Origin of the sequence: Stieleria neptunia, from assembly GCF_007754155.1 — a bacterium.
GTDB classification, from domain to species: Bacteria; Planctomycetota; Planctomycetia; order Pirellulales; family Pirellulaceae; genus Stieleria; species Stieleria neptunia.
In genome coordinates, this window is the sequence record NZ_CP037423.1 from 173,264 (window position 1) to 196,288 (window position 23,025).

General features: G+C 59.3%; 22 protein-coding genes. 9 read left to right on the forward strand and 13 right to left on the reverse strand.

Features of this window, described 5'->3' with window-relative positions:
• The first annotated feature begins 99 nt into the window (after window positions 1–99).
• Window positions 100–1,056, forward strand: coding sequence for a glycosyltransferase family 2 protein (locus Enr13x_RS00660; RefSeq protein WP_145384172.1), 957 nt, complete (start codon window positions 100–102; stop codon window positions 1,054–1,056).
• A 353-nt stretch (window positions 1,057–1,409) separates the two neighbouring features.
• Entirely contained in the window at window positions 1,410–5,216 is a 3,807-nt protein-coding gene (locus tag Enr13x_RS00665; RefSeq protein ID WP_145384173.1) for a DUF4347 domain-containing protein, read from the forward strand.
• A gap of 75 nt (window positions 5,217–5,291) precedes the next feature.
• Here the strand turns inward: Enr13x_RS00665 and Enr13x_RS00670 are convergent, their stop codons facing one another.
• Together Enr13x_RS00670 and Enr13x_RS00675 are read right to left on the reverse strand one after the other, a co-directional pair.
• The gene (locus tag Enr13x_RS00670) at window positions 5,292–6,278 is read right to left on the reverse strand and encodes a sulfotransferase family protein (RefSeq protein WP_197455679.1); all 987 of its coding nucleotides are present in this window, start codon (window positions 6,276–6,278) and stop codon (window positions 5,292–5,294) included.
• A 30-nt stretch (window positions 6,279–6,308) separates the two neighbouring features.
• A complete protein-coding gene (locus tag Enr13x_RS00675; protein ID WP_145384175.1) occupies window positions 6,309–7,124 on the reverse strand; it encodes a glycosyltransferase family 2 protein in 816 nt (271 codons plus the stop codon).
• A gap of 901 nt (window positions 7,125–8,025) precedes the next feature.
• Here Enr13x_RS00675 and Enr13x_RS00685 point away from each other — a divergent pair.
• The gene (locus Enr13x_RS00685) at window positions 8,026–8,757 is read left to right on the forward strand and encodes a DUF2071 domain-containing protein (protein WP_145384176.1); all 732 of its coding nucleotides are present in this window, start codon (window positions 8,026–8,028) and stop codon (window positions 8,755–8,757) included.
• A 19-nt stretch (window positions 8,758–8,776) separates the two neighbouring features.
• Here the strand turns inward: Enr13x_RS00685 and Enr13x_RS00690 are convergent, their stop codons facing one another.
• The 11 genes from Enr13x_RS00690 to Enr13x_RS00745 all read right to left on the reverse strand — a co-directional run bounded on the left by Enr13x_RS00690 (window position 8,777) and on the right by Enr13x_RS00745 (window position 16,599).
• The gene (locus Enr13x_RS00690; RefSeq protein ID WP_145384177.1) at window positions 8,777–9,121 is read right to left on the reverse strand and encodes a hypothetical protein; all 345 of its coding nucleotides are present in this window, start codon (window positions 9,119–9,121) and stop codon (window positions 8,777–8,779) included.
• A gap of 50 nt (window positions 9,122–9,171) precedes the next feature.
• Complete coding sequence (locus Enr13x_RS00695; RefSeq protein WP_145384179.1) at window positions 9,172–10,635, reverse strand: sigma-54-dependent transcriptional regulator; 1,464 nt, start codon at window positions 10,633–10,635, stop codon at window positions 9,172–9,174.
• A 311-nt stretch (window positions 10,636–10,946) separates the two neighbouring features.
• On the reverse strand, window positions 10,947–12,080 hold the full coding sequence (locus tag Enr13x_RS00705; protein ID WP_145384183.1) for an endonuclease/exonuclease/phosphatase family protein: 1,134 nt from the start codon (window positions 12,078–12,080) through the stop codon (window positions 10,947–10,949).
• A 147-nt stretch (window positions 12,081–12,227) separates the two neighbouring features.
• Complete coding sequence (locus Enr13x_RS00710; protein WP_145384184.1) at window positions 12,228–13,271, reverse strand: mechanosensitive ion channel family protein; 1,044 nt, start codon at window positions 13,269–13,271, stop codon at window positions 12,228–12,230.
• A 97-nt stretch (window positions 13,272–13,368) separates the two neighbouring features.
• Entirely contained in the window at window positions 13,369–13,548 is a 180-nt protein-coding gene (locus Enr13x_RS00715; protein WP_095741812.1) for a YqaE/Pmp3 family membrane protein, read from the reverse strand.
• 139 nt (window positions 13,549–13,687) lie between these two features.
• A complete protein-coding gene (locus tag Enr13x_RS00720) occupies window positions 13,688–13,963 on the reverse strand; it encodes a hypothetical protein (protein WP_145384185.1) in 276 nt (91 codons plus the stop codon).
• Window positions 13,964–14,797: 834 nt separating this feature from the next.
• Window positions 14,798–15,061: a hypothetical protein gene (locus tag Enr13x_RS00725; RefSeq protein WP_145384187.1), complete on the reverse strand. Its 264-nt coding sequence runs from the start codon at window positions 15,059–15,061 to the stop codon at window positions 14,798–14,800.
• Window positions 15,062–15,065: 4 nt separating this feature from the next.
• A complete protein-coding gene (locus tag Enr13x_RS00730) occupies window positions 15,066–15,551 on the reverse strand; it encodes a phage holin family protein (protein WP_145384189.1) in 486 nt (161 codons plus the stop codon).
• 6 nt (window positions 15,552–15,557) lie between these two features.
• Window positions 15,558–15,761 (reverse strand): hypothetical protein, encoded by a 204-nt coding sequence (locus Enr13x_RS00735; RefSeq protein ID WP_145384191.1) that lies wholly within the window; start codon window positions 15,759–15,761, stop codon window positions 15,558–15,560.
• Window positions 15,758–16,165 (reverse strand): hypothetical protein, encoded by a 408-nt coding sequence (locus Enr13x_RS00740; RefSeq protein ID WP_145384193.1) that lies wholly within the window; start codon window positions 16,163–16,165, stop codon window positions 15,758–15,760. The genes Enr13x_RS00735 and Enr13x_RS00740 overlap by 4 nt, the downstream gene beginning before the upstream one ends.
• A 2-nt stretch (window positions 16,166–16,167) precedes the next feature.
• Window positions 16,168–16,599 carry a CsbD family protein gene (locus Enr13x_RS00745; RefSeq protein WP_145384195.1) on the reverse strand — a complete coding sequence of 144 codons (432 nt, stop codon included), beginning with the start codon at window positions 16,597–16,599 and terminating at the stop codon, window positions 16,168–16,170.
• A 300-nt stretch (window positions 16,600–16,899) separates the two neighbouring features.
• Between Enr13x_RS00745 and Enr13x_RS00750 the strand changes: the two genes are divergently transcribed.
• The 6 genes from Enr13x_RS00750 to Enr13x_RS00775 all read left to right on the forward strand — a co-directional run bounded on the left by Enr13x_RS00750 (window position 16,900) and on the right by Enr13x_RS00775 (window position 22,799).
• Window positions 16,900–18,147, forward strand: coding sequence for a mechanosensitive ion channel family protein (locus Enr13x_RS00750; RefSeq protein WP_145384197.1), 1,248 nt, complete (start codon window positions 16,900–16,902; stop codon window positions 18,145–18,147).
• Between the two features lie 358 nt (window positions 18,148–18,505).
• A complete protein-coding gene (locus Enr13x_RS00755; protein ID WP_145384199.1) occupies window positions 18,506–18,970 on the forward strand; it encodes a response regulator in 465 nt (154 codons plus the stop codon).
• A gap of 222 nt (window positions 18,971–19,192) precedes the next feature.
• Window positions 19,193–19,912, forward strand: a complete 720-nt coding sequence (locus Enr13x_RS39295; RefSeq protein WP_145384201.1) for an ABC1 kinase family protein — start codon at window positions 19,193–19,195, stop codon at window positions 19,910–19,912.
• Window positions 19,888–20,853, forward strand: coding sequence for an AarF/UbiB family protein (locus Enr13x_RS00765; protein WP_145384203.1), 966 nt, complete (start codon window positions 19,888–19,890; stop codon window positions 20,851–20,853). Before Enr13x_RS39295 ends, Enr13x_RS00765 begins: the two co-directional genes overlap by 25 nt.
• 71 nt (window positions 20,854–20,924) lie before the next feature.
• On the forward strand, window positions 20,925–22,130 hold the full coding sequence (locus Enr13x_RS00770) for an AI-2E family transporter (protein ID WP_145384205.1): 1,206 nt from the start codon (window positions 20,925–20,927) through the stop codon (window positions 22,128–22,130).
• A gap of 198 nt (window positions 22,131–22,328) precedes the next feature.
• Window positions 22,329–22,799 carry a PA2169 family four-helix-bundle protein gene (locus Enr13x_RS00775; protein ID WP_145384206.1) on the forward strand — a complete coding sequence of 157 codons (471 nt, stop codon included), beginning with the start codon at window positions 22,329–22,331 and terminating at the stop codon, window positions 22,797–22,799.
• Window positions 22,800–23,025 lie beyond the last annotated feature (226 nt).

Below are 23,025 nucleotides of genomic sequence, written 5' to 3' on the forward strand. Positions count from 1 at the left end.
CGGGCCATTTGGTTTTTGGTACCTGACCCCTTTTCCGCTCGACAAACGCAGGCTCGAAAATTGAAAGCTGACAAAGCACTAGTCACCCACTGGTAAATCATGCCATCGTCGAATCATCGCCGTCCGACATTCCGAATCGTCACCCCATCGTTCAACCAAGCGGAGTACTTGGAGCAAACGATCCAGAGTGTTTTGTCTCAAGACGGTCGTGGCAGCGACTTTGACTTGCAATACGCGGTCGTGGACGGGGGCAGCTCGGATGGATCGGTCGACATCATCAAGAAGTACCGCGGCGAATTGGCTTTCTGGTGCAGCGAACCAGATCGCGGTCAGTCCCACGCGATCAATAAGGGATTTGAACGAGTCGATGGCGACATCTGCGCCTACATCAACAGCGACGATTATTACCTGCCGGGCGCGTTTCAACGAATCGTAGCACTGTGGAACGAAAACCCGGATGCGGATCTTTTCTCAGGTGTCTGCCGGAAAGTGAACGCACAAGGGAAACGACTTCGCGATCAATGTTCGGATATTTCAACGTTGCCGGAAATCCTCGATTTGTGGAACCATTGGCTGCGCCCGAATCCCAATCGAAATTTTATCCAACCCGAAGTGTTCTGGACCAAACGACTGAGCGAGCGAATCGGAACATTCAACGAATCGCTCCACTACACGATGGATTTCGACTACTGGTTGCGTGGTTTCGACGCGGGGATAAAGGTCGCCAAAACCGATCAGCCCCTCGCCGCGTTCCGCATTCACGCCGGTCAAAAAACTTCGGCCCGCAACGCCAGTATCTTGGAACTGCTCGACGGGATCACGCCCTACATCCTGTCGGACGATGATCGGATTTCAGCCGCCGATCGGCGGCGGTTGCTCCGCCACAGTCGGATGACGCGACGTGTCATCGAATCGGCCGATTCTCTTCCTGAACAACGATTGCTTTCTCTGCTGTCACTTGCCGCCGACGAGCCGGGATTGTTGACGTCCAGGCATTATTGGCGGCAGATGCGTCGTAACGGCAAGCGGGTGTTTTGGAAACGTCACGCGGCCTGATCGAGCACGACGTGGGATAGGCTTCCAGCCTGTCAACGCTCGGGTTGCTCTTGCAGCCCAGGCTCCGCCTCCTGACCGCTGGCAATCCAGTGGCGGAGCCACGCGGCATTACATTCCAGGGGGGAGTCTTGGAACGAGTCGCAGGCGTCATCGCCCGCGTCAATCTGACGCGTTTGGTCCGCGTGTGTAATCCGGGCCGCGACGAAGCGCGCCGCGAAACCGATACGATCGGACCAACCGTTGTAATTCCCCCCAGTGATTCAGCGGGTCTGTCTTGCTTTGCATGACTCAGGGAGTAACGTCGAACGTTCTACGTTCTGCCACGTTCTCTTTGCACAAGCTGGGTCGCTGCAATGGTTCGCTCAAGCGCCGCCACCGGCATCAAACGCCATCAAACACGTCGATCTCCCCGATGGACTGCCGGCCCGATGGAACCGCGGATCATGCTGGCTGCCGATGCCGGTGTGGCAGTCGCCGCGGCACCGCTCGCCGATGCCGTTGAAGAGGCGACCGCGACGCCCGCGGCTGATTCGATCCAGATCTCGGCCGCGACGCTGAACCCAACGGCGACGCTGGTGATCGTCGACCCGAGCGTTGCCAACGATTTTGATTTCTCAGCGGCGATCCCGGCCGACGCCGAGTTGGTCGTGCTCGATCCAGCCACCGACGCCGTTTCACAGATCACTGACATCCTGTCCCATCGATCCGGACTCCACAGCGTGCACCTGATCAGTCACGGACAGCCCGGTCGATTGCAATTGGGACACGATCGTGTGGACGCGGACACGGTCGCCGATCGGGCCGCCGAGTTGATGCGTTGGAAAACCTCCTTTGCTCCCGGCGGCGACCTACTGATCTATGGCTGTGACGTCGCCGCGGGCGACCAGGGGCAAGCGTTCTTGAATCGCATCGCACACGTCACCGGCCTGGATGTTGCGGCGTCGATCGATCGTACGGGCAGCGCCGGTCACCAAGCCGACTGGGATCTGGAGCGAACGGTTGGCGCGGTGACACACGTCGACGACCTGGATCGCTCGGCGCTGTCGCAGTTCACGGGGGCTTTGTCGATCCAGATCTACGCCGCCGGTCAGATCGGTGAAGAAGAAATGCAGTTGCAAGTCGGCAACGAAGTCGTCGGCACTTGGACAATGACCGGCACCGATGCCAGCAATCGTTTGTTCGGCGAGTTTAGCGTGGCGATCGAAAATGCCTCGATCGATGACATTCGAATCAATTTCATCAACGATCTTTGGAGGCCAGAAATCGGATTGGATCGAAACCTCCGCGTCGATCGCATCGTCGTCGACGGCGTGACGTATCAAACCGAAGACTCCTCGGTCTTTTCAACGGGATCGTGGCGATCGGAAGACGGGATCGTTCCGGGCTTTCGTCAAAGTGAATACCTGAACGCGAACGGTCACTTCCAATTCGCTTCCACCGGCAACGGTGGCGGGTCGGTCATCACGATCGACGCGTCGGGAAACATGGGGCAAGAGCGGATGGAGTTGCTGATCGATGGAAATGTCGTTCGAACCTTCGAAAATGTTTCGGCCAGCCCCGCGACCTACTCCTACACGGCAAACGAAACGGTCACGGCCGACCGGGTCGAGATTGCGTTTACCAATGACTTTTATGATCCCGACAACGGCATCGATCGAAACCTGAAAGTCGATCGGATTCGAATCGACGGCCAGGTGTTTGAAACCGAGGCACCGTCCACCTACACGACCGGGTTCTACGTCGCCGGGCAAGGCATCGTCGCCGGGTTCTATCAGAGCGAAACGTTGTACGGAAACGGCCGGTTTCAGTACTTAGCCGACAACCCTCCGCCGCCAGTGGATCCACCCGTCGACCCGCCAGATAATGGCGAAAGTGGCAGCTTTGTGCTCGCGGAGGATTTTGCATCGGTGTTCGAATCCGATTCGTCGGTCACGCTGACGATCGCGCGTGTCGGCGGCAGCGACGGCACCGCTTCGGTCCAGTATGCCACGGCCTCGGAGACCGCCACCGCGGGCAGCGACTTCGTGGCGAATTCCGGAACGCTGGTCTTCGCTGACGGTGAAACGAGCCAATCGGTCACGGTCTTTTTGTTGCAAGATGGCATCGCCGAAGGGACCGAGTCGTTCAGTTTTCGATTGACGGGATCGGAAAACGCCAGCCTGCTTGCCCCACGCACGGCAACCATCAACATCTTGGACATCGATCAGGGCTTGCCGACCTATGCCTCGTTTGATTCCACCGCCAATCTGCAGCTCAACCGCGACGCGACGATCAACTACGGCAATTTGCAATTGACCACCGTGGTCCCCCAGCAACGCGGATCGGCCTACCACAGAACGCCGATCAGCGTTGACGCCAACACCTCCTTCCAAGCCACGTTTGCCGCGCGATTCAATGGCGGGCAAGGTTCTGCCGGAGGCGAGGGATTGGCGTTTATCATCCAGAATTCGCCCGGCGGAACCGCCGGACAAGACATCGGCAACTACTCCGGCGGACTGGCCTACAACGCCCAGCAGAACTCGATCGGAATCGAACTGGATACGTTCCAAAATGTTTACGAACAATTTGCCGATGAAATCACGATCACCGTCAATGGCGTGATGGTCACGCCGGTCCGGACGATTCAATCGCCCTATGATCTCAACGACGGACGGGTCTATTACACCTGGGTCGACTACAACGGGCAAAGTGACAACCTGTCGGTCTACATTTCTGACACCAATGAAAAGCCCGAGTTCGCGTTGATGAAAACGACGCTGCAACTCGATGGCATCGTCGGCAGCCAGGCCTATGTCGGGTTCGCGGCCGCAACCGGAACCGCGTACAACAACACCTATATCCATTCCTGGAGTATGACGCTGGATACACCGGCCGCTGATCCGCCCACGATCCCGACCGGTGAAATCATCCGCCAGGACATCATCACGGGATTGAATCAGCCACTGAACGTCGAATGGTCACCCGACGGACGCAACCTGTACGTCGGTGAAAAAGCCGGCATCGTTCGCGTTTCACGCGATGGCGGTCCGCTGACGGAAATGATTGACATCTCCGGCATCACCAACAACGTCCAGGATCGCGGATTGGTTGATTTCGAAGTCCATCCAGATTTCGTCAACAATCCCTACATCTATTTGAACTACACCGTCGATCCGCCGGAAGTTTATCACTACGTCGGCAACCCCTTGGCCGGTCCCGACGGGTCGGGCAACCGGGCCGGGCGGTTGGTCCGAATGACGTTGGATGCGTCCACGAACTACACCACCGTGATCCCCAACAGCAGCGTCACGTTGTTGGGGACGAACAGCACTTGGAGTAACTTCAATGCGTTCGTCGACAGCACCCTCAATTTCAACGAACCGCCGGCCGGACTGAACCCCGACGGCAGCTACATCCAAGACTTCATCAACAGCGACAGCCGCTCCCACACCGTCGGCGGTTTGGCCTTTGGTGCCGACGGCGCGCTGTATGTCGGCATCGGCGACGGCGCCAGTTTCAATCAAACCGATCCACGTGCCCTGCGGGTTCAAGACCCCAACAGCCTCTCCGGCAAGATCCTTCGCATCGATCCCATCACCGGGCAAGGATTCAGCGACAATCCGTTCTTCGACGGCGACGTTAATTCCAACCGCAGCAAAGTCTACCAGCTGGGATTGCGAAACCCCTGGCGGCTTTCGGTGAACCCCAATGATGGGCGGCTGTATATTGGCGAAACCGGGCTGGTCAGCTTTGAAGAGATCAACATCGGGCCCGCGGGAACCAATTTCGGATGGCCCTATTATGAAGGCGGCCAAGGGGTCAATCGCCGCACGCCGTCGTATCAGGGATTGCCGCAGGCCCAAGGGTTTTACAATTCGGGTCAGCCCGCCAGCCCCGCCTTCATCGCTCAGCCACACACCAACGGGACCGACGTCATCGTTTTGGGCAGCGTCGGTTCGGGCCTGAACTACGGTCCCCAGTACGACAACGACGTGTTCTATGCCGACTTTGCCAGCGGTGTCGTCCGGCACGGCAGCGTCGATGCGGCCGGCAACCTGACTTCGATCGACGTGTTCGCGACCGGAGCCAACTTCGCCGTCGACATCCAACAGGGCCCCGATGGATTCCTGTACTACGTCGATATCGTGTCCGGCTCCGTCGGACGTTTCCTGTTGATTTAAACGGACGGTGCACCAAGCGTGGGGCGAGCATCTTGCTTGCCATCTCGAAGCGGCTGTGATTGGCAAGCCGGATGCTTACGCCGCTTTCCCCCACTTCGTCACGACATCGGCGGCCATGCGTCGCAATCGGATCACGCTGCGTCGCGGTTCCGCCGGCCGCGGACAGACCTGCGACGACAGCGTCGGGGCCAGTGCCGTGCCGATCGGTTTGACGGCATCCAATTGTCGTTTCAATGCATCGTCGTCATAGCCCAGTCGCTGCAGCAGATCGCGGCCGAGATGACGTCGGTAGTCGTCCATCAATCTCCAGTCGGTCGCCCGTGTCGCCGCTCGCCGCAGGTACTTGTCGATCGAATCGACTTGCGCGGCATCATGCTGATGGACCCCGTTGGGATCACCGTAGGCGCGTCGCTCGGCACTGCCGTAGTGCTGCAGGCCGTCGACGGCGCGGAGGCCGATGAAGGATTGCAGTTGCATCAAGTGCTGGCCGGGATCACGCACCAAATCTTCGTACCGCAGCGAAACAATCCGGTCGTCCTGGATCGACATCGCGGCGGCGACCCGCGCCGGGGCTTCCAACAAGTCGCCACGGTAATCTTTCAAAAAACCGACTCGCGTGCGACGAGTCCACGTTTCCATGATCGAGGATAAAACCGCCAGCGGGTTGCGCCGCAGCAAGATGATGCGACAATCCGGAATCAGACTGAGCAGGTCTTCGATGATCCAGTAATAGCGGGGTGTTTTGTCGATCAACACCTTTGCCCCCGCACGGACGCGAGCCGCCTCGTAGATCCGCGCCGCCGCACGACCGATCTCGGCCTGCATTTCGCTCCATCCGCCGCTCAGATTCTCGCGCACAAACTCGCCGACCGCGTCATCGGCCAAACACTGATCATAGGGGGATTGCACGTCGCGGCGTGAGCCCGAGATCGCGTGGACCAACGGCAACATCAACCAGGCTTCACCGGGGGCGTGGACCTCGCCGTGCCGGGACAACATGGTTTGCAACAGCGTCGAACCCGCGCGCGGCTGCGAGACAATAAAGACGACGGAAGATGTCACGACAAACTCACACTTCAATATGGGAAGAGGCTAGGCGGCCTTGCGGTCCTGCAGCCGATTGCGGGTCAAAATGCCGTGCAGCCGCCCGGCCAGGGAGAGCAATCGCATCGGGTCGCCGTCACTGCCTTCGCCGCCATGTTTCTTGCGGATGACCGCCTGGCATGTTTGATGCAACGGTGCGGCTGCGGCGGACAGGCCGCTGCCGTGTCGACGATAGCCAATCCCGACCGCACCGGTGTATCGGAAAACCGCTTTTTGGGCCAGCCGCAGCTTGTAATCCCAGTCCTCGTAGATCGGCAGGTCGACATCAAATCCGCCGACGCTGCGAGCCAATTCTGCCGACAGCAAAAAGTCCCGCGGGATCATCACGCGGCGATCCAAGATCGCCTGGTACAAAATGCCTTCCATCGGCGGCGCGATCGCGCTGGATTGCAGCATCGTCGCGCCGTCGCCATCGATCCACCTGACGTCGCTGTAGACGATCGTTCGTTCGGGATGCGGACAGCGGTGCAGCAATTCCCACTCGCGGTCCAGTTTCCGCGGATCCACGTACACGTCGTCGCCGTCCAGAGACGTCAAGAAGCGGCCGTGGGCGGCGGCGAGCAACTGGTTGCGAACCCGTGAGATCCCCGCGTTGCTCCTGTTCCGAATCAACCGGATTCGCGGATCGTCGATCGCGCGGATGCGATCGACCGAGTCATCGGTGGAAGCATCGTCGATGATCAGCAATTCCAGCGGGACGTCGATCTGTTGCGACAACACCGACTCCACCGCCGCGTCGATGTAGCGGGCATTATTGCAACACGGCATCATCACCGAGATCGTCGGATACAAATCATCCATCATTCATCTGGTTTCCCACCAAGTGGCGTAAGCTTCCAGCTTGCGATCCGGATCCGCCAGCGGATCCCCCACGCACAACGGCAACCGAAACGCGAACCTCGCAAAAAGCGGCCGCAAATGTCAACACGAAGTCGCGGCAACGTCGAGCGGGAAATAGGAGACAAGGAGACAAGGAGACAAGGAGCGATCGTTTTTTCCCGATCGTATGGATGCTAGCATGGCCTGCGAACGCTCCCTTTCTGGGGACAGACCCCGGAGACACAAGTGGCGTAAGCTTCCAGCTTGCGACCCCGATCCGCGCCAGCGGATCCCCCCCGCGAGGACCTGGGGTCTGTCCCCGAGGATCTGGGGTCTGTCCCCGCGCGAGGACCTGGGGTCTGTCCCCGTGGACCTGGGGTCTGTCCCCGTGGACCTGGGGTCTGTCCCCGTGGACCGTCCCCGTGGATCTGGGGTCTGTCCCCGTAGATCTGGGGTCTGTCCCCGTAGATCTGGGGTCTGTCCCCGTGGACCTGGGGTCTGTCCCCGAGGACCTGGGGTCTGTCCCCGAGGATCTGGGGTCTGTCCCCGAGGACCTGGGGTCTGTCCCCGAGGACCTGGGGTCTGTCCCCGAGGACCTGGGGTCTGTCCCCGAGGATCTGGGGTCTGTCCCCGAGGATCTGGGGTCTGTCCCCGAGGATCTGGGGTCTGTCCCCGTGGATCTGGGGTCTGTCCCCGTGGATCTGGGGTCTGTCCCCGTGGATCTGGGGTCTGTCCCCGAGGATCTGGGGTCTGTCCCCGTGGATCTGGGGTCTGTCCCCGTGGATCTGGGGTCTGTCCCCGCGTGGAGCGGTGAAGTTAATTCGGTGTTGAGGCTGCGGTTTAACCGAACAGATCCATCGCAAACCTTTTTCGTGAGACGTCTCGCATGCGCATCCCGATCATCCGTGGGCTCATTGACCGGCGTGTGCTCGTCAATTATCGGGTGGATCCCGACGTGCTGGCACGTGTTTGTCCGGAACCGTTCCGCCCACAGATGGTCGGTGGATTTGGCGTCGCCGGCATCTGTCTGATCCGTCTGAAGCAGATTCGACCGAAACACCTGCCTTCGTTCTTCGGCGTCGCCTCGGAGAATGCCGCTCACCGCATTGCCGTCCAATGGGATGTCAATGGCGTTGGTCAGACGGGAGTCTATATCCCACGACGCGACACCTCTTCGCTTATGACAGCATTTGCCGGTGGTCGGCTCTTTCCTGGCGTTCACCATCGCGCCCGGTTCGACGTCCTTGAAGCGGAGCACGATTATCGTGTCGCCATGACGAGTGTTGACGGGACGGTCCACGTTGATGTCGATGGACGGACCACAGAGGCGTTGCCAGACACATCCGTTTTCGCGACGGTTGCCGAGTGCTCGCAGTTCTTTGAAGCCGGTTCCCTGGGATACTCACCGGTAAACTCAGCGGCAAAATATGATGGGTTGGAATTGCGAACGGTCAACTGGCAGGTGCAGCCGCTTTCGGTTCGCAACGTGCACTCTTCGTTCTTCGATGATCGCGACTTGTTTCCAGCGGGCTCGGTCACGTTTGACAACGCGCTGTTGATGCGGGACATCGAGCACGAATGGCACAGCCGAAAATCGCTCTGCGGCCATTGCGGCTGACCGGTCCCATCGATCCGGTTCAGCCGGCCAGGGCGTCGATTTCGGTCACAAGCGTCTTTAATTGTGGTCGAACCGACGCGTGAGCCGACGTCACCGATGCTTCGTCGCCGGCGCGTGCCGCGTCGATCAGCGGTTGCAGCTCGCTGACCGGTTCGCCGGTTTCAAAGGTACTCAGCAGCCCCTTGAGCGCGTGACCGACCTTCGCCGCCTCGGCGAGTTCACATTGCTGGATGTGATCGTCCAATTGAGACATCAATCCGGGAGCGTCCTCGGCAGCAATCTTCGCCAACATCTCCAGTACTTCCTCGTCACCCGCGACTCGACCGAGGGCAGCGGAGAAACGTTGTCGTTGTGATTCGGTCATCTTGTTGGGTCGCCGGTGTGTGGTTCGGGGCGGCATCTGGCCGGTCGCCTTTATTCCTCGACCAACACGTCACTCTTGAGCACGATGTTGTACGAGTTGATTCGGTCTCGCAATTTGCCTCGCGTGATGCCCAGCATCTCCGCCGCTTGGCTTTGGTTCCCATCGGTCGTTTGCAACACTTTCAGGATGACAAAACGCTCCATGTACTCCATCGCTTCGGCGTAGATATTGGTTGAACGTTCATCCAGCAAACGCTGCACCAATTGTGGCAATTGGGTGCCTGCGGTGGGCTCTTCTGGTGGGGCGACATCATGGCTGGGCGTTTTCGTGACCCGTGAAACGGTGCCGGTGATTGCGGCGGGGAGGGTGTCGGGGGTGATGACCGGCATCACGGTGTCGAGCACACAGCGGCGGATGACCGCGCGCAATTGTCGGACGTTGCCGGGCCAGTCGTACGCGGTCAGCAGTTCAACCGCTTCGGGGGACAGCCCTTCCAGGTCGGGTTTGTTGAATTCTTTTTTGGCCTGCGCGAGAAAGAATCGAATCAAGGACGGCACGTCGCTGAGTCGGTCGCGCAGTGGCGGCAGTTCGATGGTCACCCCGTTGAGCCGATACAGCAGGTCTTCGCGATATTCGCCGTCTTGGACCATTTGTTCCAGCGGTCGGTTGGTCGCGGCGATGATCCGAACGTCGGTGGTCAGTTCTTTGTTGCCACCGACCCGTTCAAAACGTTGTTCTTGCAGGACGCGGAGCACTTTGGCTTGGACGGCCGGCGCCATGTCGCCGATTTCGTCCAGGAACAAGGTTCCGCCGTTGCACTGTTCGAATTTCCCGATTCGCCGACTTTCCGCTCCCGTGAACGCGCCTTTCTCGTGACCGAACAGTTCGCTTTCGAGCAAATTGTCTGGCAAGGCAGCGCAATTGACGGCCAGAAACGTTTCCTCGCTGCGGTGGCTGTATTGGAACAGTGCCCGGGCGACCAGTTCTTTTCCGGTGCCGCTTTCACCACGAATTAAAATCGGCACATCTTGCTTGGCGACCTTTCCGATTGCTTTGAAAACGTCCAGCATGGCCGGTGATCGACCGATGAACAGCTCGGCCGCTTGGTCGCCACCCTCGTCGTCGGCCGAGATGGCGACGGGCACACTGCTGATCTGGCGCTGCTCGATCGCTTTTTCGACCAGGTCACGTAGCGGTTCGACGTGCAGGGGTTTGGCGATGTAATCGAACGCGCCCAACTGCATCGCTTCGATCGCGGTGTTGCTGGCCGCCTCGACGGTCATGAAAATCACCGGGATTCGGCGGTCGTGTTCGCGGATTTCGCAGTAGACGGCCAGCCCGTTTTGGTCCGGCAGCTGAATATCCAGCAAGACCGCGTCGTAGGACCCGCGGCGCAGTTCGGCCAGGCCGTCGGCGGCGCTGGCACACGTCGTGATGTCCGCGATCGGGGAAAGCGTTTTTTCCGCCAGAGCCAAAATCGCACGGTCATCATCAATGACTAAAAGACTAGGCATCGCTTTGGACCACTTGGATCGGAGGATGGGCTGGGGTTCGGAAAAAGTGGTGCCTGTTGCCATGGAAGATCACCTGGACAAAAAAATATCGTCGATGCAGCGGTTTGTCGATCGGATTGGTCGCTGACCGAGCAAAAGGCGGGCCAAACGCAACCGAGTTCGAACGGTTCGCCCGAATCCCGAGCCTGGACCGCCGCATCGTCGCCCGGTTGGCCAGCTTCGGCCGTCGCCCCGGTCGCCCCCGCTTTTTCCAGAAAGTGCTGACTGATCGGCCGCACGTCGCGTCGGTCGTCGACCACCGGCCGACCGGTTCACGGTTGCGGAGCCAAGGTTTCGACGTCCAGCGATTCCGCTTGCTCCGCTCGCAGCAGCCGCTCTTCGGCTTCCGCTTCATCACCCACCTTTTTTCTGAGCCGGTCGTGTTGATGATGCATCTGCGGATCCAGCTGCAGATCGATCAGGATCGGAAAGTGGTCCGAGCCGACGTGTGACAGACGCCGCATGTCGCGAAACGCAAAGTGGGTGGAGTGAAACACATGGTCGAGTGGAAACCGCATCCAAATCCGATCGGCGTGAAACGAGTTGAAAAACCCCCGTCCGCGGCGTGGGTCCAACAATCGACTGAGACGCAAAAACAGACGCGTCGATTGTGACCATGCGACGTCGTTCAAGTCACCACCGATGATGATCGGGCGGTCGTCATCGGCGAGTTCGTTGCCCCACAAGACCAACTCGGCGTCGCGAGCGGTCGCATGGTTGTCGCGAATCGGCTCCGGCGGACGCGGGTGGACGCCCACAATTCGGACGTCATCACCGCTGGGTAATTCAACCACCGTGTCGATCGATGGCACATCATCCTGTACCCGAAAGCGAATCTCACTTTCGAGGATCGGCAACCGCGACAACAATGCCATCCCGTACCAATTGTTCTGGGGGTAAACGATCTGGTTGGGATAGATCGGTTTAAGTTCGTCGATCGTCTCCGCCCACCGCTGATCCACCTCGGCCATGATGATGACGTCCGCGTCCTGGTCGAGAATGACCTCTCGCCAGCGAGCGAATTGATCGTTCTCTTCCTCCACGTTGGTGACCAGGACCCGAAGCCGACGAGCGTCTTGGTTCGGATCGCTGGATGGTTCCGGTCGCCACGCTTTGGTCTGCGGCGAAGCCAGGGGCGTGTACGGGATGATGCGGAACAAATGCCAAGCAGACAGAGCCAGCGTCACCGTGGCGACGACCGCCATCCTGATCGTCGATGCTTGTCCGGCGATCACATGGGTCGCGATCAGCGCCGCCGCGGCAAGCCATGTGATCACCAGGATTTGCATCCGCGGGAAATCCCAGCCGCGAATGAACCAGTGTGGATGCGAGCTGAGCGGCAGCAGCGATCCGACTACCAAGATGCCGAAGAGCAAATAAATCACAGCGTTGAAGACGGATAACATGGGGATCCTCGTAATGCCCTCCGACTTGCCAAGGAAAGGGTGGGGCTCGAATGCACGATGGGCCGGAGGACCGTTCGCGATTCTGGTTTCCGACACCGTTTCTGCTCCAGTTTACAACCGTTAATGCACAGTCAATGCGGCAGCGTCCTAAGCGCGTCCCACGGGCCGGGGCTGGGGCGGCGAGTCCCCTGCCGGCCACCCCTCACGCTGCCGCGTTCGGTCGCCGTCGGATTCTTCCGTTTGGTCGTGGAACAACATCACATTGGTCGGATACGGCATGTCCACTCCCGCGTCGTCAAGTGCTTCTTTCATCGAGGCGATCACTTCGTTGCCGACTTTGACGACGTTGGCTCGCTCGGGTGCGGTCCACCAACGTGCGCGCAGAACCACGCTGCTTCCGCCGAGCTCCGTCGCGATGACGTCCGGCGCCGGATCGCCGACCACTCCATCAATAGATTCTAACGTCTGCTGCATCACTCGGGCCGCGGCCCGCAAATCGTCTCCGTAGCCGACGCCGACATCATACTGGCTGCGAATGCACTGGAACGCCGTGTTGACGACGACGGGGTTGGTGTAGATCTGACTGTTCGGGATCACGACCTTTTTGCCATCGTAGGTTCTGATGTTGGTGGCGCGGGTTTCAATCGATTCGACGGTCCCCTCGTGGTCACCGGAGACGATCTGGTCGCCGACGCTGAACGGTTCATTGATCAAAATCAACAGACCGGCCATGAAGTTCTGCAAGATATCCTTGAACGCAAAACCGATCGCAACCCCACCGATTCCAAGCGACGCAATCAGCTTGCCGGCCGTGACCGAAGGCGCCATGATCGTGACCGCGAGCAACAAGCCGACAAAGACGAGTGCCCATTGAGCCAGCCGACCGACGACTCGCCCCAGATTGGCCGACGGTTTGTCAGTCGTCGCACGTTTGATTGCCTTGCGAGCAAACTTGCCCGCAATAAAAAAGACCACAAAGACCACGATTCCGATCAACAGGAACGGTAGACGATCGAGAAATCCGTCGATCATGTTGTCCACGGTCTCCCAAACGGTGAGGACCGAAACGTCGATCTCACCGGTCTCATCGACCGGGCCAGACCCATCACCCGACGACGGCTCACCCGCCGTCATCTCGCTGCTGACTTGCGCCAAGAAAGGGGCAATCGGTGTGGAGAAACTGTCAATCATGGCAACGGAGCTCGTGACGAGGGGGAAGGTCGGCCGGCAGGGAGAGTGAGTTGCCGGACCGCGCCACGGGAGGGCCGCCCGGCATCTCAGATCACGCTTACAACACAACGATCAACGCGTGAATGATTCCGATGATCCAAAATCCGACCAGGGTCAAAACAATGTTCAAGATGAATTGCGTTCCGACGCCGCGATCCATGAACACCGCCAGCGGCGGCAACAAGATGGCGAGGATCACTTTCAAGAGGGTGTTCTGGCTTTTGACGGTGGTTGACATAACAGATTCCGTTTTTTTGAGGGGGGCTTGGGAAGCGTGAAACAAGACGATCGAACTCGTTGGGCGGCGGAATTGCCGCGATGGCTGATCAATCGTTGGTGCAAGACCGGGTCGAGCCCGCACGCCATCGGACCGACGTTTATTCGTCGGCGGGCAAGTCGACATCCACGTCGGGAACGGTGACCTTTTTCTTTTCCATGTCGACGTCCACATCTGGGACCGTGACCTCCGCCTCTTCTGTCGAAACATCCACGTCGGGGCCGTCTACGTCATAAGCGGGCAGGTTACCGGGATCGCCTGACACATCCACGTCCACATCTGGCAGCCGACCGTCTTCAGTTTGTTCGACGTCGCAACCTACGGTCGAAAGTGCCAACGCGAGCGACAACGAACTGTAAAGGAATTTCTTGTACATGTTGATTCCATGGGGATTCACAGGCTTGGCGGCACATCGGCTGTGGAGGTGTGAGAAGTTCATTTGCCGCTGCGGATCAGCAAACGCAAAGGGTGTGCCGGAGACGACGAAGCAAGAGAAAGACCTGATTTTGCTTCCTTCAGACGAAGATTTGACAGCCGAGCAACCACGCCGGTTGATGCAAGACCAGGCGTCAACGTCACCTTCGTTGCAGTGACGGTTAAGGATGGGGGCAACTGACGGGTTGCTCTGATGCTCGTCGCTTACGACGACTGCAACCTCCAGCGAGCCACGACAGTCATCGCGTCGAAGAAGCGATGGCTCGACAGCGTCTCATGCGCCGGGACGTCAATTGTAGAAGGGACGGATTTGATCGTGGCGCAAGGGACGTCCACTGTATTACTGAGCGTTTGCGTTTCTAGCGAAACGCCACAACACAGCCCGGGGTCGCGGAGCGCACCCCGGGTTTTGTGGAAATGGGAACTGGAACCCCAGCGGGGTTCAACAAACGACTCGCTGTGATCCGGGGGCAAACCGCGCGAGCCCGGCAGAACGCCTTGTTCAACCCCGCTGGGGTTGGCGGCCTCATGGTGACCGGAACTTGGGGTGCGCTAACGCGACCCCAAGCTTTGATGTGGCACGCCGTTGGCGTGAAACCGCTGCCGCGGTGGAACGAGAAATGCGTCAGCAAAGCAATTGATGTCCCACACGCCACGACTTTTGCAGCGCCGGCCCTCTCTGGCGTTTGCTTGCTGCGCAAACGCCGTCTCTCCCAGAGGGAGAGAAACGAAATGGGTTGCAAAAGATGCAACAAAAAAACGGCGCCCCTACGCGTTACGGTTTCAGTTTCCACCCGACCACGATGCCCAGGCCGAACGCCCAGCAGGCGGCGACATCGGGGTGGTCTTTGGCATACGCCTTGGCCAGACTGATCAAGTCTTTGGCCGGTTCCTGGACGTAATGCTGGGCCGCATCCTGTCCGATCTCCTTCGCACCGGCCGCAACCCGCTGCGCCGTTTCGCGAGCGTGCCGGGAGAGGTCGCTGCTGTGGTGATTGGTGTTTTGGGCAGACGTGTCGGGAGCGTTCGTTTCGGACATTTATTTACCTTCGTGTAAGGGGAGAGACGGTGTCGGGGGTGGGATAACGGTCGTGACGACCGTCATGGGAAAACGATTCGCGGCGGAACTGGTTTCGCGGAGAGGATTCCGGCGCCACGAGCGTCGCTTTGAGCCAGCGAAGGTTTTCGCTGAACTCGGACTTCGATTCATCCATCGCGGCGGCGGCCGACTTGGCGGCGCCCATCGCGATCAGCAGGAGGACGCTGACGATCGCCAACGTCGCGGCACCAACGATCAGCAATGCCATGCCGGTCGACAGTCGTGTCCATTCATCGAGAAGGAATCCGAGGCCGAAAAGAACGACGGTGAATCCCGAGCCGACCAGCAGGGTCGCGACCAGTCCACAGACGATCGCCCGGCCCAGACTTCGCTTCGCCGCTTGGGCATCCACCGAGAACAACTGCCATTGCAATTCCCAGAGATCGATCAGGTCGCGGATGACTTTTTGGAAACTTGAATTTCGGTGCATGGTCCTTTACCGCCATTTGCGTTTAACGAGCCAACCGAGAGTCAGACCGATCGCGCCGGCGGCGGCCAGAGCCAACGTCGGGTGCTTGGCGATGGTCTGTTGCACGAAGTTCACGTTCGACGCACCCGGCTCGTTGCGATTCGAAAGGCGGTCTGCATCATCAAGCCGGTCGTCGTCCAGGGGACGCGACGGAAATGGGGGAGCGATCATGATGTTCCTGGTTTGGACAGAAGTCGGCTGATCTGGTTCGTGGCGACCGTGGTGAGTTGCTTGACGGCGAGCGACGTGACCGCCCCGACGATTCCGCCCACGAGTCCACGTTTCGCGGGAAGCGGCGTCGTTTGACGCGATTGCGTGGCGTCGCCGCGAGAATCCTGGTGAATGATGATCGGCTCGGGCGGCTGTTTCGGTTTCGAGGGGACGAGCAGATAGCCGGCCCCCGCCGCGACGGCCAACAGCGGCAGCGGATGACGGGCCATGTGGTACTTCCAGTCGGTCAACTCGCGGACGCGCATGCGAGCGTCGTCGACATCGTAGGGCAACTCGGTACGGATCTCCGCCATCCGCTGCTTGATCGCGTCGGCCTGTTTTTCGGTGGCAAGCGTGGTGGCCATGACTATTTCTTGTTTCCCATAAAGAACAACGCACCGGCCGCGATCCCCAGCCCGAAGGCGATCGCCAATGATTCGGCGGGGCGGCTGCGAACCGTCTCGGCGACCTTTGCGGTGTAGTCACCCGATTGTGAGGCCAGTCGGCGGTAATTGTCACGGGCGTAGGCGGCCGCATCGTTGGCCACGGCCTGTGCCGCGTCGGCATATTGTTGAACGGTTTCGGCAGCCCGATCGCTGAAGCTTCCGTTGAGCACGTTGTCGAGAAAGGACTCGATCTCACTGCGCGTCGCCCCCGTCTTTTGCTGGACCACACCGACCAACTGATCGGCTGAACCTTCGGCGCGTTGCAAGTCATCTTCGGTGAGCTGGCCCCAATGTTCTTTCAGGCGTCCCTTGACTTCGTTCCATTGACCCTTGAGCTCTTGTCGATTGACCATTTCATTTTTCTCCATTGGTGAAACTCTGTGTCTTCCCGTTTTTCGGGTAGTCGCCAATCGGCGACGCAAGTCCTCTGCGACGCATATCGCGGACCAATCCGTTTTCCAGCCGCAAAATGGCCGCTTCCGGGCTCGGATCGGGCCGAACGGTGGGGCGGTGGGAACCAGGCTGGGCGGAAATCGTCCAGCGGTTCAGCGAAGTGTTCGTCGCGTTCGCCGCCGATCGGGTGTTGGAACACCGTTTGCGTCCCGGTCGCCGCATGGTTACCAAAACGGACCCTTCACCCGAACTACTTCATCATGGCATTTGTGCGATTTGTGATTCTCCTGTCCGCGCTCGTTTCGGTCGGGCCCGTTTCGCTCAGGCCGGTGTCTGCGCAGCAGGCCGAAACGTCGCAGCCGTCCGCCGATGCCAACGGTCCGGCCGAGACCATCGCGGTGGAGGGCGTCGCCGATGATGCATCGATCCGTCGGCGGCTGTCGACGATCTACGGCGCTGCGGCGAAGGCCGGTTGGTTGACCGAGATCGACGTGGTCTTGGACAGTGGTATCGTGACGCTGAAAGGACGCGCGGACTCCGAAGAGCATCGTCAATGGGCGGCAAACGTTGCCCGCAAGACGGAAGACGTCGTGGCAGTGATCGACGAACTGTCGGTTGATCAGCAGGTCGATTTGGAATCGACTCGCGACGTCGTCACCAGCTCCCTCAGTTCCCTGTGGACGGATTTTCTGGTGCGGTCGCCCTTATTGCTGGCCGCTCTGATGATGATTGTGCTGACCGGATTGCTCGCCAAATCGGTTGGTTGGGCCGTGCACCGCTTGCTGGACCAGCGTGGCATGCGGGCCAGCTTGAAAGATCTGGTCTACCAATTCACCGCCATCGCCATTTGGGTCGTCGGCCTGCTGGTCGCCACCGTGGTTGCCTTTCCGGGAATGACGCCGTCCAAAGCGTTGACGGTGCTGGGGCTCGGTTCGGTCGCGATCGGGTTTGCGTTCAAAGACATCTTCGAAAACTTCTTTGCCGGCATCTTGATCTTGTGGCGCTACCCGTTCGATCGTGGGGACTACATCACCTGCGGGGACCTGACCGGCCAGGTCAAACAGATCACGATTCGAAACACGATGATCCAGAGGCTTGATGGTGAATTGGCGGTCGTTCCCAACGCGACGCTGTTCAAAAACAACGTCGACGTCCTGACCAGTCAACCGCAACGCCGCGTCCGAATCATCTGTGGTGTAGCCTACGATGAAAACGTCGAACAGTCGCGCGACGTCATCCAACACGCGGTCCAGTCCTGTGAATCGGTGTTGGGCAAACGAACGGTGGAAGTGTTTGCCCAAGAATTCGCCAGTTCCAGTATCAACTTCGAAGTCGCCTGGTGGACGGGGTCCAAGCCGATCGATATCCGACGCAGCAGGGATGAAGTGGTCGCGGCGATCAAACGCGAACTGGACCGTGCCGGCATTGAAATTCCGTTCCCCTATCGCACGTTGACGTTCAAGAATCCGGCGGTCGCCGAGACGCTCGCCGAGGCGGTTCCCCAATGACCTCTTCAATTTCGTGAGCTCTGATCGGGGATCATTCGGTCTGGTCGATCGGGGGGCAATCGGCTCGACGCGATTGAGCGATCGGTCGATCGTTTTGGGCGGTTTTACTGGGCTTTCAGCCGTGTCCGGAGCGTGCCGTGTTCTCCGGCGCGGTTTTCGGCATGTCGTTTGCGGCCCGACCTTGCAAGCTCAATTCAAGAATCGAGTGCCGAATCGAGACGAGGACTGTCATCGGTTTTGGCCCTCTCGCCGATTCCACCCAACGGTCGACACGAACGGGCAATGCTTCATCGCGGCTTGATCTTGGTGTGTGACGATTCGGCATGATTGTTCAAGCACCGTCCTTCAGAAACGCCGGATGATTCAACCGATTTCTCTCTACGGGCCGCTTCGCTCCTTGACGTCGCTGGGAATGCGGACCGCGCTGATCGTCGATGATGTGGAATCCATGCGTGTGATCGTCGATCGTACGGTTCGGCAACTCGATGTTGCGACCGTCCAAGCCGGGAACGGTCGAGACGCCTTTGACCAGCTGCAACAACATCCGATCGATGTGGTGATTACCGATATCGAGATGCCGGTGTGGAGCGGGTTTGATCTGTTGGAGGCGATCCGCGGGTCGCACGACCCCCGATTACACGCAGTGCCCGTTGTTGTGATCAGCAGTTTGCCCGATCGCGCTATTTTGGCCAGGACGAAGCAATACGCGGAAACGTACTTCTTGCCCAAGCCCGTTTCGATTCCGCAGCTGCGAGTCACGTTGAAAATGATCGCGACCCGCATTTGGGTGCGTGACCATCCGATTGCGGGCCAGCGTCAGTAGCCTGCCATACGTCTCGACCGCATTGGCGACATCGGTTTGGCTTGGTCGTTGAAGCACCAAGCTGGTTGGTCACGCACCAGTCTTTGCCGCTGAGTCGCGTTAAAGCTTTCCATCGGACGCTCGGTATAGCGTTTGCTTCCCGCAGAGGCTTTGCTCCTTGCTGTCCGCCGTTTCTGGAGAGTGCTTCCGGGGGCTTCTTACGTCTACCACCGAACAACCGACATGCTGACCACGCTGCCTGCCGATAGTGTCCATTACGCCAAGCTCTCCGTTCTGCTGTGGAAGCATGGGCGTCATGACCTCGCCGAACAACTCGGCTGGACAAAAAAAGAGAAGGACGTCGACGGCTCTCACGCCGCCGCGACCGTCCGGGAGGCTGCCGAACAATGTGCACGCGATATCGAACAGCTCGGTACGGCCTACATCAAGCTTGCCCAAATCGCCAGTACCCGACAGGACATGCTGTCGCCGGAATATGTTGACGCATTCGAACGGCTGCAAGACGACGTCGAGCCGGTTTCTGTGGAAGAACTCGAAGCGATCATGGAAGAGGGGCTCGGTGCCAAGCCCTCGGTCTTGTTCAAGCGTTTCGACCGATCCCCGCTGGCCACCGCGTCGATTGGGCAAGTTCATCGAGCGGAGTTGCATGACGGCCGTGAAGTGGTGGTCAAGTTTCGACGCCCGGGCATCGCTCAGCAAGCCACCGAGCAACTCGCCAGTCTGAAACGACTGGCGGCGACGGTCGATGACAAGACAGACATCGGGAAACAGTTTCGCTTTCGTTCGCTCGTCGGCGCGGTCGAGTACGCATTGAAAAGCGAATTGGACTATCGGCAAGAAGCCAACCACCTGCAGCACCTGGCGGAGGAGCTGAATCAGCGAGCGATCGCATCCGTGTCCCGCTGCCGGTCTCGCAAATGGTCTGTAGCGAAGTGCTGGTGATGGAATATCTGTCCGGACCGGCAATCAAGGACGTCAGCGGCGTGGTGCTCAATGAAGTCGACACGGCGGCCCTGGCCGAGGAATTGGTGCGCGCTTACCTGCAACAGATCTTGATCAATGGCTTGTTCCATGCCGATCCGCATCCCGGTAACCTGATTTTGCACGATGGCGGCAAGATCGGTCTGCTCGATGGCGGGATGGTCGTGAGCCTTCCGCCGATGCTTCGTCGCGAGATCGCTGCGTTGTTGTTGGCATTCAGCGCCGGCGAAGGCGAACGAGCGGCGACGATCGCGGGACGGATCGGCCAAACCGACGAAGAATTCGATGCCAAAGCCTTTCGCACCGCCGCGTCGCGGGTGGTCGCGGCGGCCGATGAGGGTGGGTTTGATTCATTGTCCTTGGGACGCACCCTGGTCGAATTTCTCAACGTCGCCGGCAGCCACGGATTGGTGTTGCCGTTCGAAATGATTTTGCTGAGCAAAGCTTTTTTGCAGCTCGAGACAACGCTCGCGCAGCTGAATCCCGATCAGGACGCCAAGGCGATCATCCGCGGCTACACGTTGGAACTGTTGGCCGACCGCGCCAAGGAACAATTGAGTGTCAGCCAGATCGCGGCCGCGGCGCTGGATTCCGCCGCCCTGGCATCGAATCTGCCCGCCCGGATGAACGAAATCACTCGCTTGCTGGCCGAGAATCAATTACGTGTCGATGTCGATGCGATCGACGAAGCGGCGTTGTTGGCAGGATTGGGCAAAATTGCCAACCGAATCACATCCGGCTTGATCGTCGCGGCGATGATCGTCGGGGCGTCCCTGATCATGCGGATGCAAACGGGCGGACGGCTGTTCGGATACCCGGTGCTGGCCACCCTGTTCTTCCTGATCGCCGCCGCAATCGGATTGGTGTTGTTGTACCAAGCCATGGTTGCCGACGAACGCTAATGTCACCGCCGCCAGTGTCACCCCCGCCAGTGTCACGCCCGCCAGTGTCACCGCCCCATAGGACGAAACCGATGATCTCGACACGTGACGGACTCGAACACAGCACGCCATCGGATGCTCGACGCGCGGACGCCGACGCGGCCACCCGGGTCCTGGCCCAGCGTGTCGGTTGGGTCGCACTGGGGATTTGGCTCTGTGCCGGGTTGTTGTCCATTTACACGCTCTACATCGGTCGCAACCTGTTCATGCCCATCGCGGTCGCGCTGTTCGCCTACTTGACCGTTCGCCCGATGATCAAGGCGTGTTCGCGGTTGGGGATCCCGACGGCCGTTTCCGCGACGGGGACCATGCTGACGCTTGGTTTGGCCGTCGCCGCCGCGATGTATCTGCTGTCCGGACCCGCACGGGAGATGTTGCAGGAAGTCCCCCGCTCGATGGGCGAGGTGAAACACAAACTCGCATTCATCTTCGATCACTTGGAAACCGTCAACGATGCGACCGAAGATATTTCCAAGACGGCTGAAGAAGAAAACCTTTCGGCCGAAGAGAAACCGGTCCCGGTTCAGATCAAACCGACCGCCTGGACCACGACCTCGCCATTGATCGCCGGGACAGGCAACGCGATGTCGTTTATTTCGATCGCCGGCGTCTTGCTCTACTTTCTGATGGCGGCCGGTGACACGCTGATCCGCAATTTGATGTCCGCGCTGCCCACGTTTTCCTCCAAACGACGATTTATCGAAGCGATGGAATCGGTGCAGGACGCCCTGAGCAGTTACTTGGGGTGGGTGACGGCGATCAACGCCTGCCTGGGAATCGCGATCGGCACCGCCATGTGGTTGCTCGGCATGCCCTCGCCGGTGCTCTGGGGTGTCGCGGCGATGATGTTGAATTTTGTTCCCATCGTCGGTGCGATGGTCGGCATCGTGTTGGTCTTCTTTGTCGCCCTCGTCAATCACGACCACGCTTCGTACGCATTCTTGGTGGCCGGGACGTACGCCGTGCTGACCAGCTTGGAGGGGCAAATCATCACGCCCTCGATTCTCGGCAGGTCGATGAAGCTTTCGTCGGTGCTGGTGTTCTTGTCGATCGTCTTTTGGGGATGGATGTGGGGCATGATGGGGGTGTTTCTTGCCGTGCCTATCCTGATCGCATTGACGATGATCAGCCAAAGCTTGGAGACGATGTCGCCGGTCAGCGCACTGCTCGGCGGAGAGCAGTTCGATGGGAGTCCGCTCGATGAGAGCGACACCGACGAATCCGGCAACGGTCACTAGCGGTCAACTCGCATGCTGGTCGCCATCCGGCCAAGCTGGTTTTTCATCGTTCGTCGCACCATGCTCGCGTTCGCACGATTGACAGCCAAATCGCCTCTGTCCGGCAAACCGACGGAGGATCGGCACGCCCATTGCGAACGTTTCTCCCGCCGCGCGATGATTCGTCTCGCGGATTCGAAACTCGTAGAGGAGAACATCATGAGTCTTGAAACCAAGACAAACCTGAACGACGTCACCATCACCAAACTGCAGAAACTGATTCAAGCCAACCTTGATTCGTACGAAGGCTTTCATGAGGCGGCCGAAAAGCTCGATCATGAACAACTTTCCACACTCTTCCGCAGCATCGGCAATGAGCGGTCGGCGATGGCCAGCGAGTTGCAACAGTACGTCGAGTTCAATGGCGAAAAGGCCCAGGACGACGGGAGTGTTGCCGCCAAAATGCATCGCCTTTGGATCGACATCCGCGCCAAGCTGAACAACGGTGATCCCCAGGTGATTTTGAATGAAGCCGAGCGCGGCGAAGATCACATCAAGGAAGCCTACGAAGAGGTGTTGAAAGAAACCGCCGGCGGCGCGATGAACGACGTCTTGACCGCACAGTATGCCAAAGTCAAAGCCGGTCACGATAAGATTCGCGATCTCCGCGACGCCTGCAAAGCAAATTAAACGTCTGTTCCGCAGGCGGATGCCCAGGCAACGCTGTGAAGCATTTGTTTGCGGTAGGGCGCGAGCCCTCCGGTGTTTCGGCAAAGATGTAGAACCGGAGGGCTCGCGCCCTACCGCTAAAACCTCAAGAAACACATGAGGGAAAAGGCTTCACCGCGCTAACGCCCAGGTTGATCCGCAACAACGACTGTGCCTCTCGTTTTCAGTTCTCTTTGATCCCTTCACA

Excerpts from the sequence above, each read along its gene's own strand:
- Enr13x_RS00675 (WP_145384175.1), bottom strand. The coding sequence starts at position 7,124 with ATGATGGATGATTTGTATCCGACGATCTCGGTGATGATGCCGTGTTGC.
- Enr13x_RS00660 (WP_145384172.1), top strand. The coding sequence starts at position 100 with ATGCCATCGTCGAATCATCGCCGTCCGACATTCCGAATCGTCACCCCA.
- Enr13x_RS00705 (WP_145384183.1), bottom strand. The coding sequence starts at position 12,080 with ATGTTATCCGTCTTCAACGCTGTGATTTATTTGCTCTTCGGCATCTTG.
- Enr13x_RS00745 (WP_145384195.1), bottom strand. The coding sequence starts at position 16,599 with ATGGTCAATCGACAAGAGCTCAAGGGTCAATGGAACGAAGTCAAGGGA.
- Enr13x_RS00695 (WP_145384179.1), bottom strand. The coding sequence starts at position 10,635 with ATGCCTAGTCTTTTAGTCATTGATGATGACCGTGCGATTTTGGCTCTG.
- Enr13x_RS00710 (WP_145384184.1), bottom strand. The coding sequence starts at position 13,271 with ATGATTGACAGTTTCTCCACACCGATTGCCCCTTTCTTGGCGCAAGTC.
- Enr13x_RS00765 (WP_145384203.1), top strand. The coding sequence starts at position 19,888 with ATGGTCTGTAGCGAAGTGCTGGTGATGGAATATCTGTCCGGACCGGCA.
- Enr13x_RS00725 (WP_145384187.1), bottom strand. The coding sequence starts at position 15,061 with ATGTCCGAAACGAACGCTCCCGACACGTCTGCCCAAAACACCAATCAC.
- Enr13x_RS00685 (WP_145384176.1), top strand. The coding sequence starts at position 8,026 with ATGCGCATCCCGATCATCCGTGGGCTCATTGACCGGCGTGTGCTCGTC.
- Enr13x_RS00770 (WP_145384205.1), top strand. The coding sequence starts at position 20,925 with ATGATCTCGACACGTGACGGACTCGAACACAGCACGCCATCGGATGCT.
- Enr13x_RS00735 (WP_145384191.1), bottom strand. The coding sequence starts at position 15,761 with ATGATCGCTCCCCCATTTCCGTCGCGTCCCCTGGACGACGACCGGCTT.
- Enr13x_RS00750 (WP_145384197.1), top strand. The coding sequence starts at position 16,900 with ATGGCATTTGTGCGATTTGTGATTCTCCTGTCCGCGCTCGTTTCGGTC.
- Enr13x_RS00755 (WP_145384199.1), top strand. The coding sequence starts at position 18,506 with ATGATTCAACCGATTTCTCTCTACGGGCCGCTTCGCTCCTTGACGTCG.
- Enr13x_RS00715 (WP_095741812.1), bottom strand. The coding sequence starts at position 13,548 with ATGTCAACCACCGTCAAAAGCCAGAACACCCTCTTGAAAGTGATCCTC.
- Enr13x_RS00730 (WP_145384189.1), bottom strand. The coding sequence starts at position 15,551 with ATGCACCGAAATTCAAGTTTCCAAAAAGTCATCCGCGACCTGATCGAT.
- Enr13x_RS00665 (WP_145384173.1), top strand. The coding sequence starts at position 1,410 with ATGGTTCGCTCAAGCGCCGCCACCGGCATCAAACGCCATCAAACACGT.
- Enr13x_RS00775 (WP_145384206.1), top strand. The coding sequence starts at position 22,329 with ATGAGTCTTGAAACCAAGACAAACCTGAACGACGTCACCATCACCAAA.
- Enr13x_RS00720 (WP_145384185.1), bottom strand. The coding sequence starts at position 13,963 with ATGTACAAGAAATTCCTTTACAGTTCGTTGTCGCTCGCGTTGGCACTT.
- Enr13x_RS00740 (WP_145384193.1), bottom strand. The coding sequence starts at position 16,165 with ATGGCCACCACGCTTGCCACCGAAAAACAGGCCGACGCGATCAAGCAG.
- Enr13x_RS00690 (WP_145384177.1), bottom strand. The coding sequence starts at position 9,121 with ATGACCGAATCACAACGACAACGTTTCTCCGCTGCCCTCGGTCGAGTC.
- Enr13x_RS39295 (WP_145384201.1), top strand. The coding sequence starts at position 19,193 with ATGCTGACCACGCTGCCTGCCGATAGTGTCCATTACGCCAAGCTCTCC.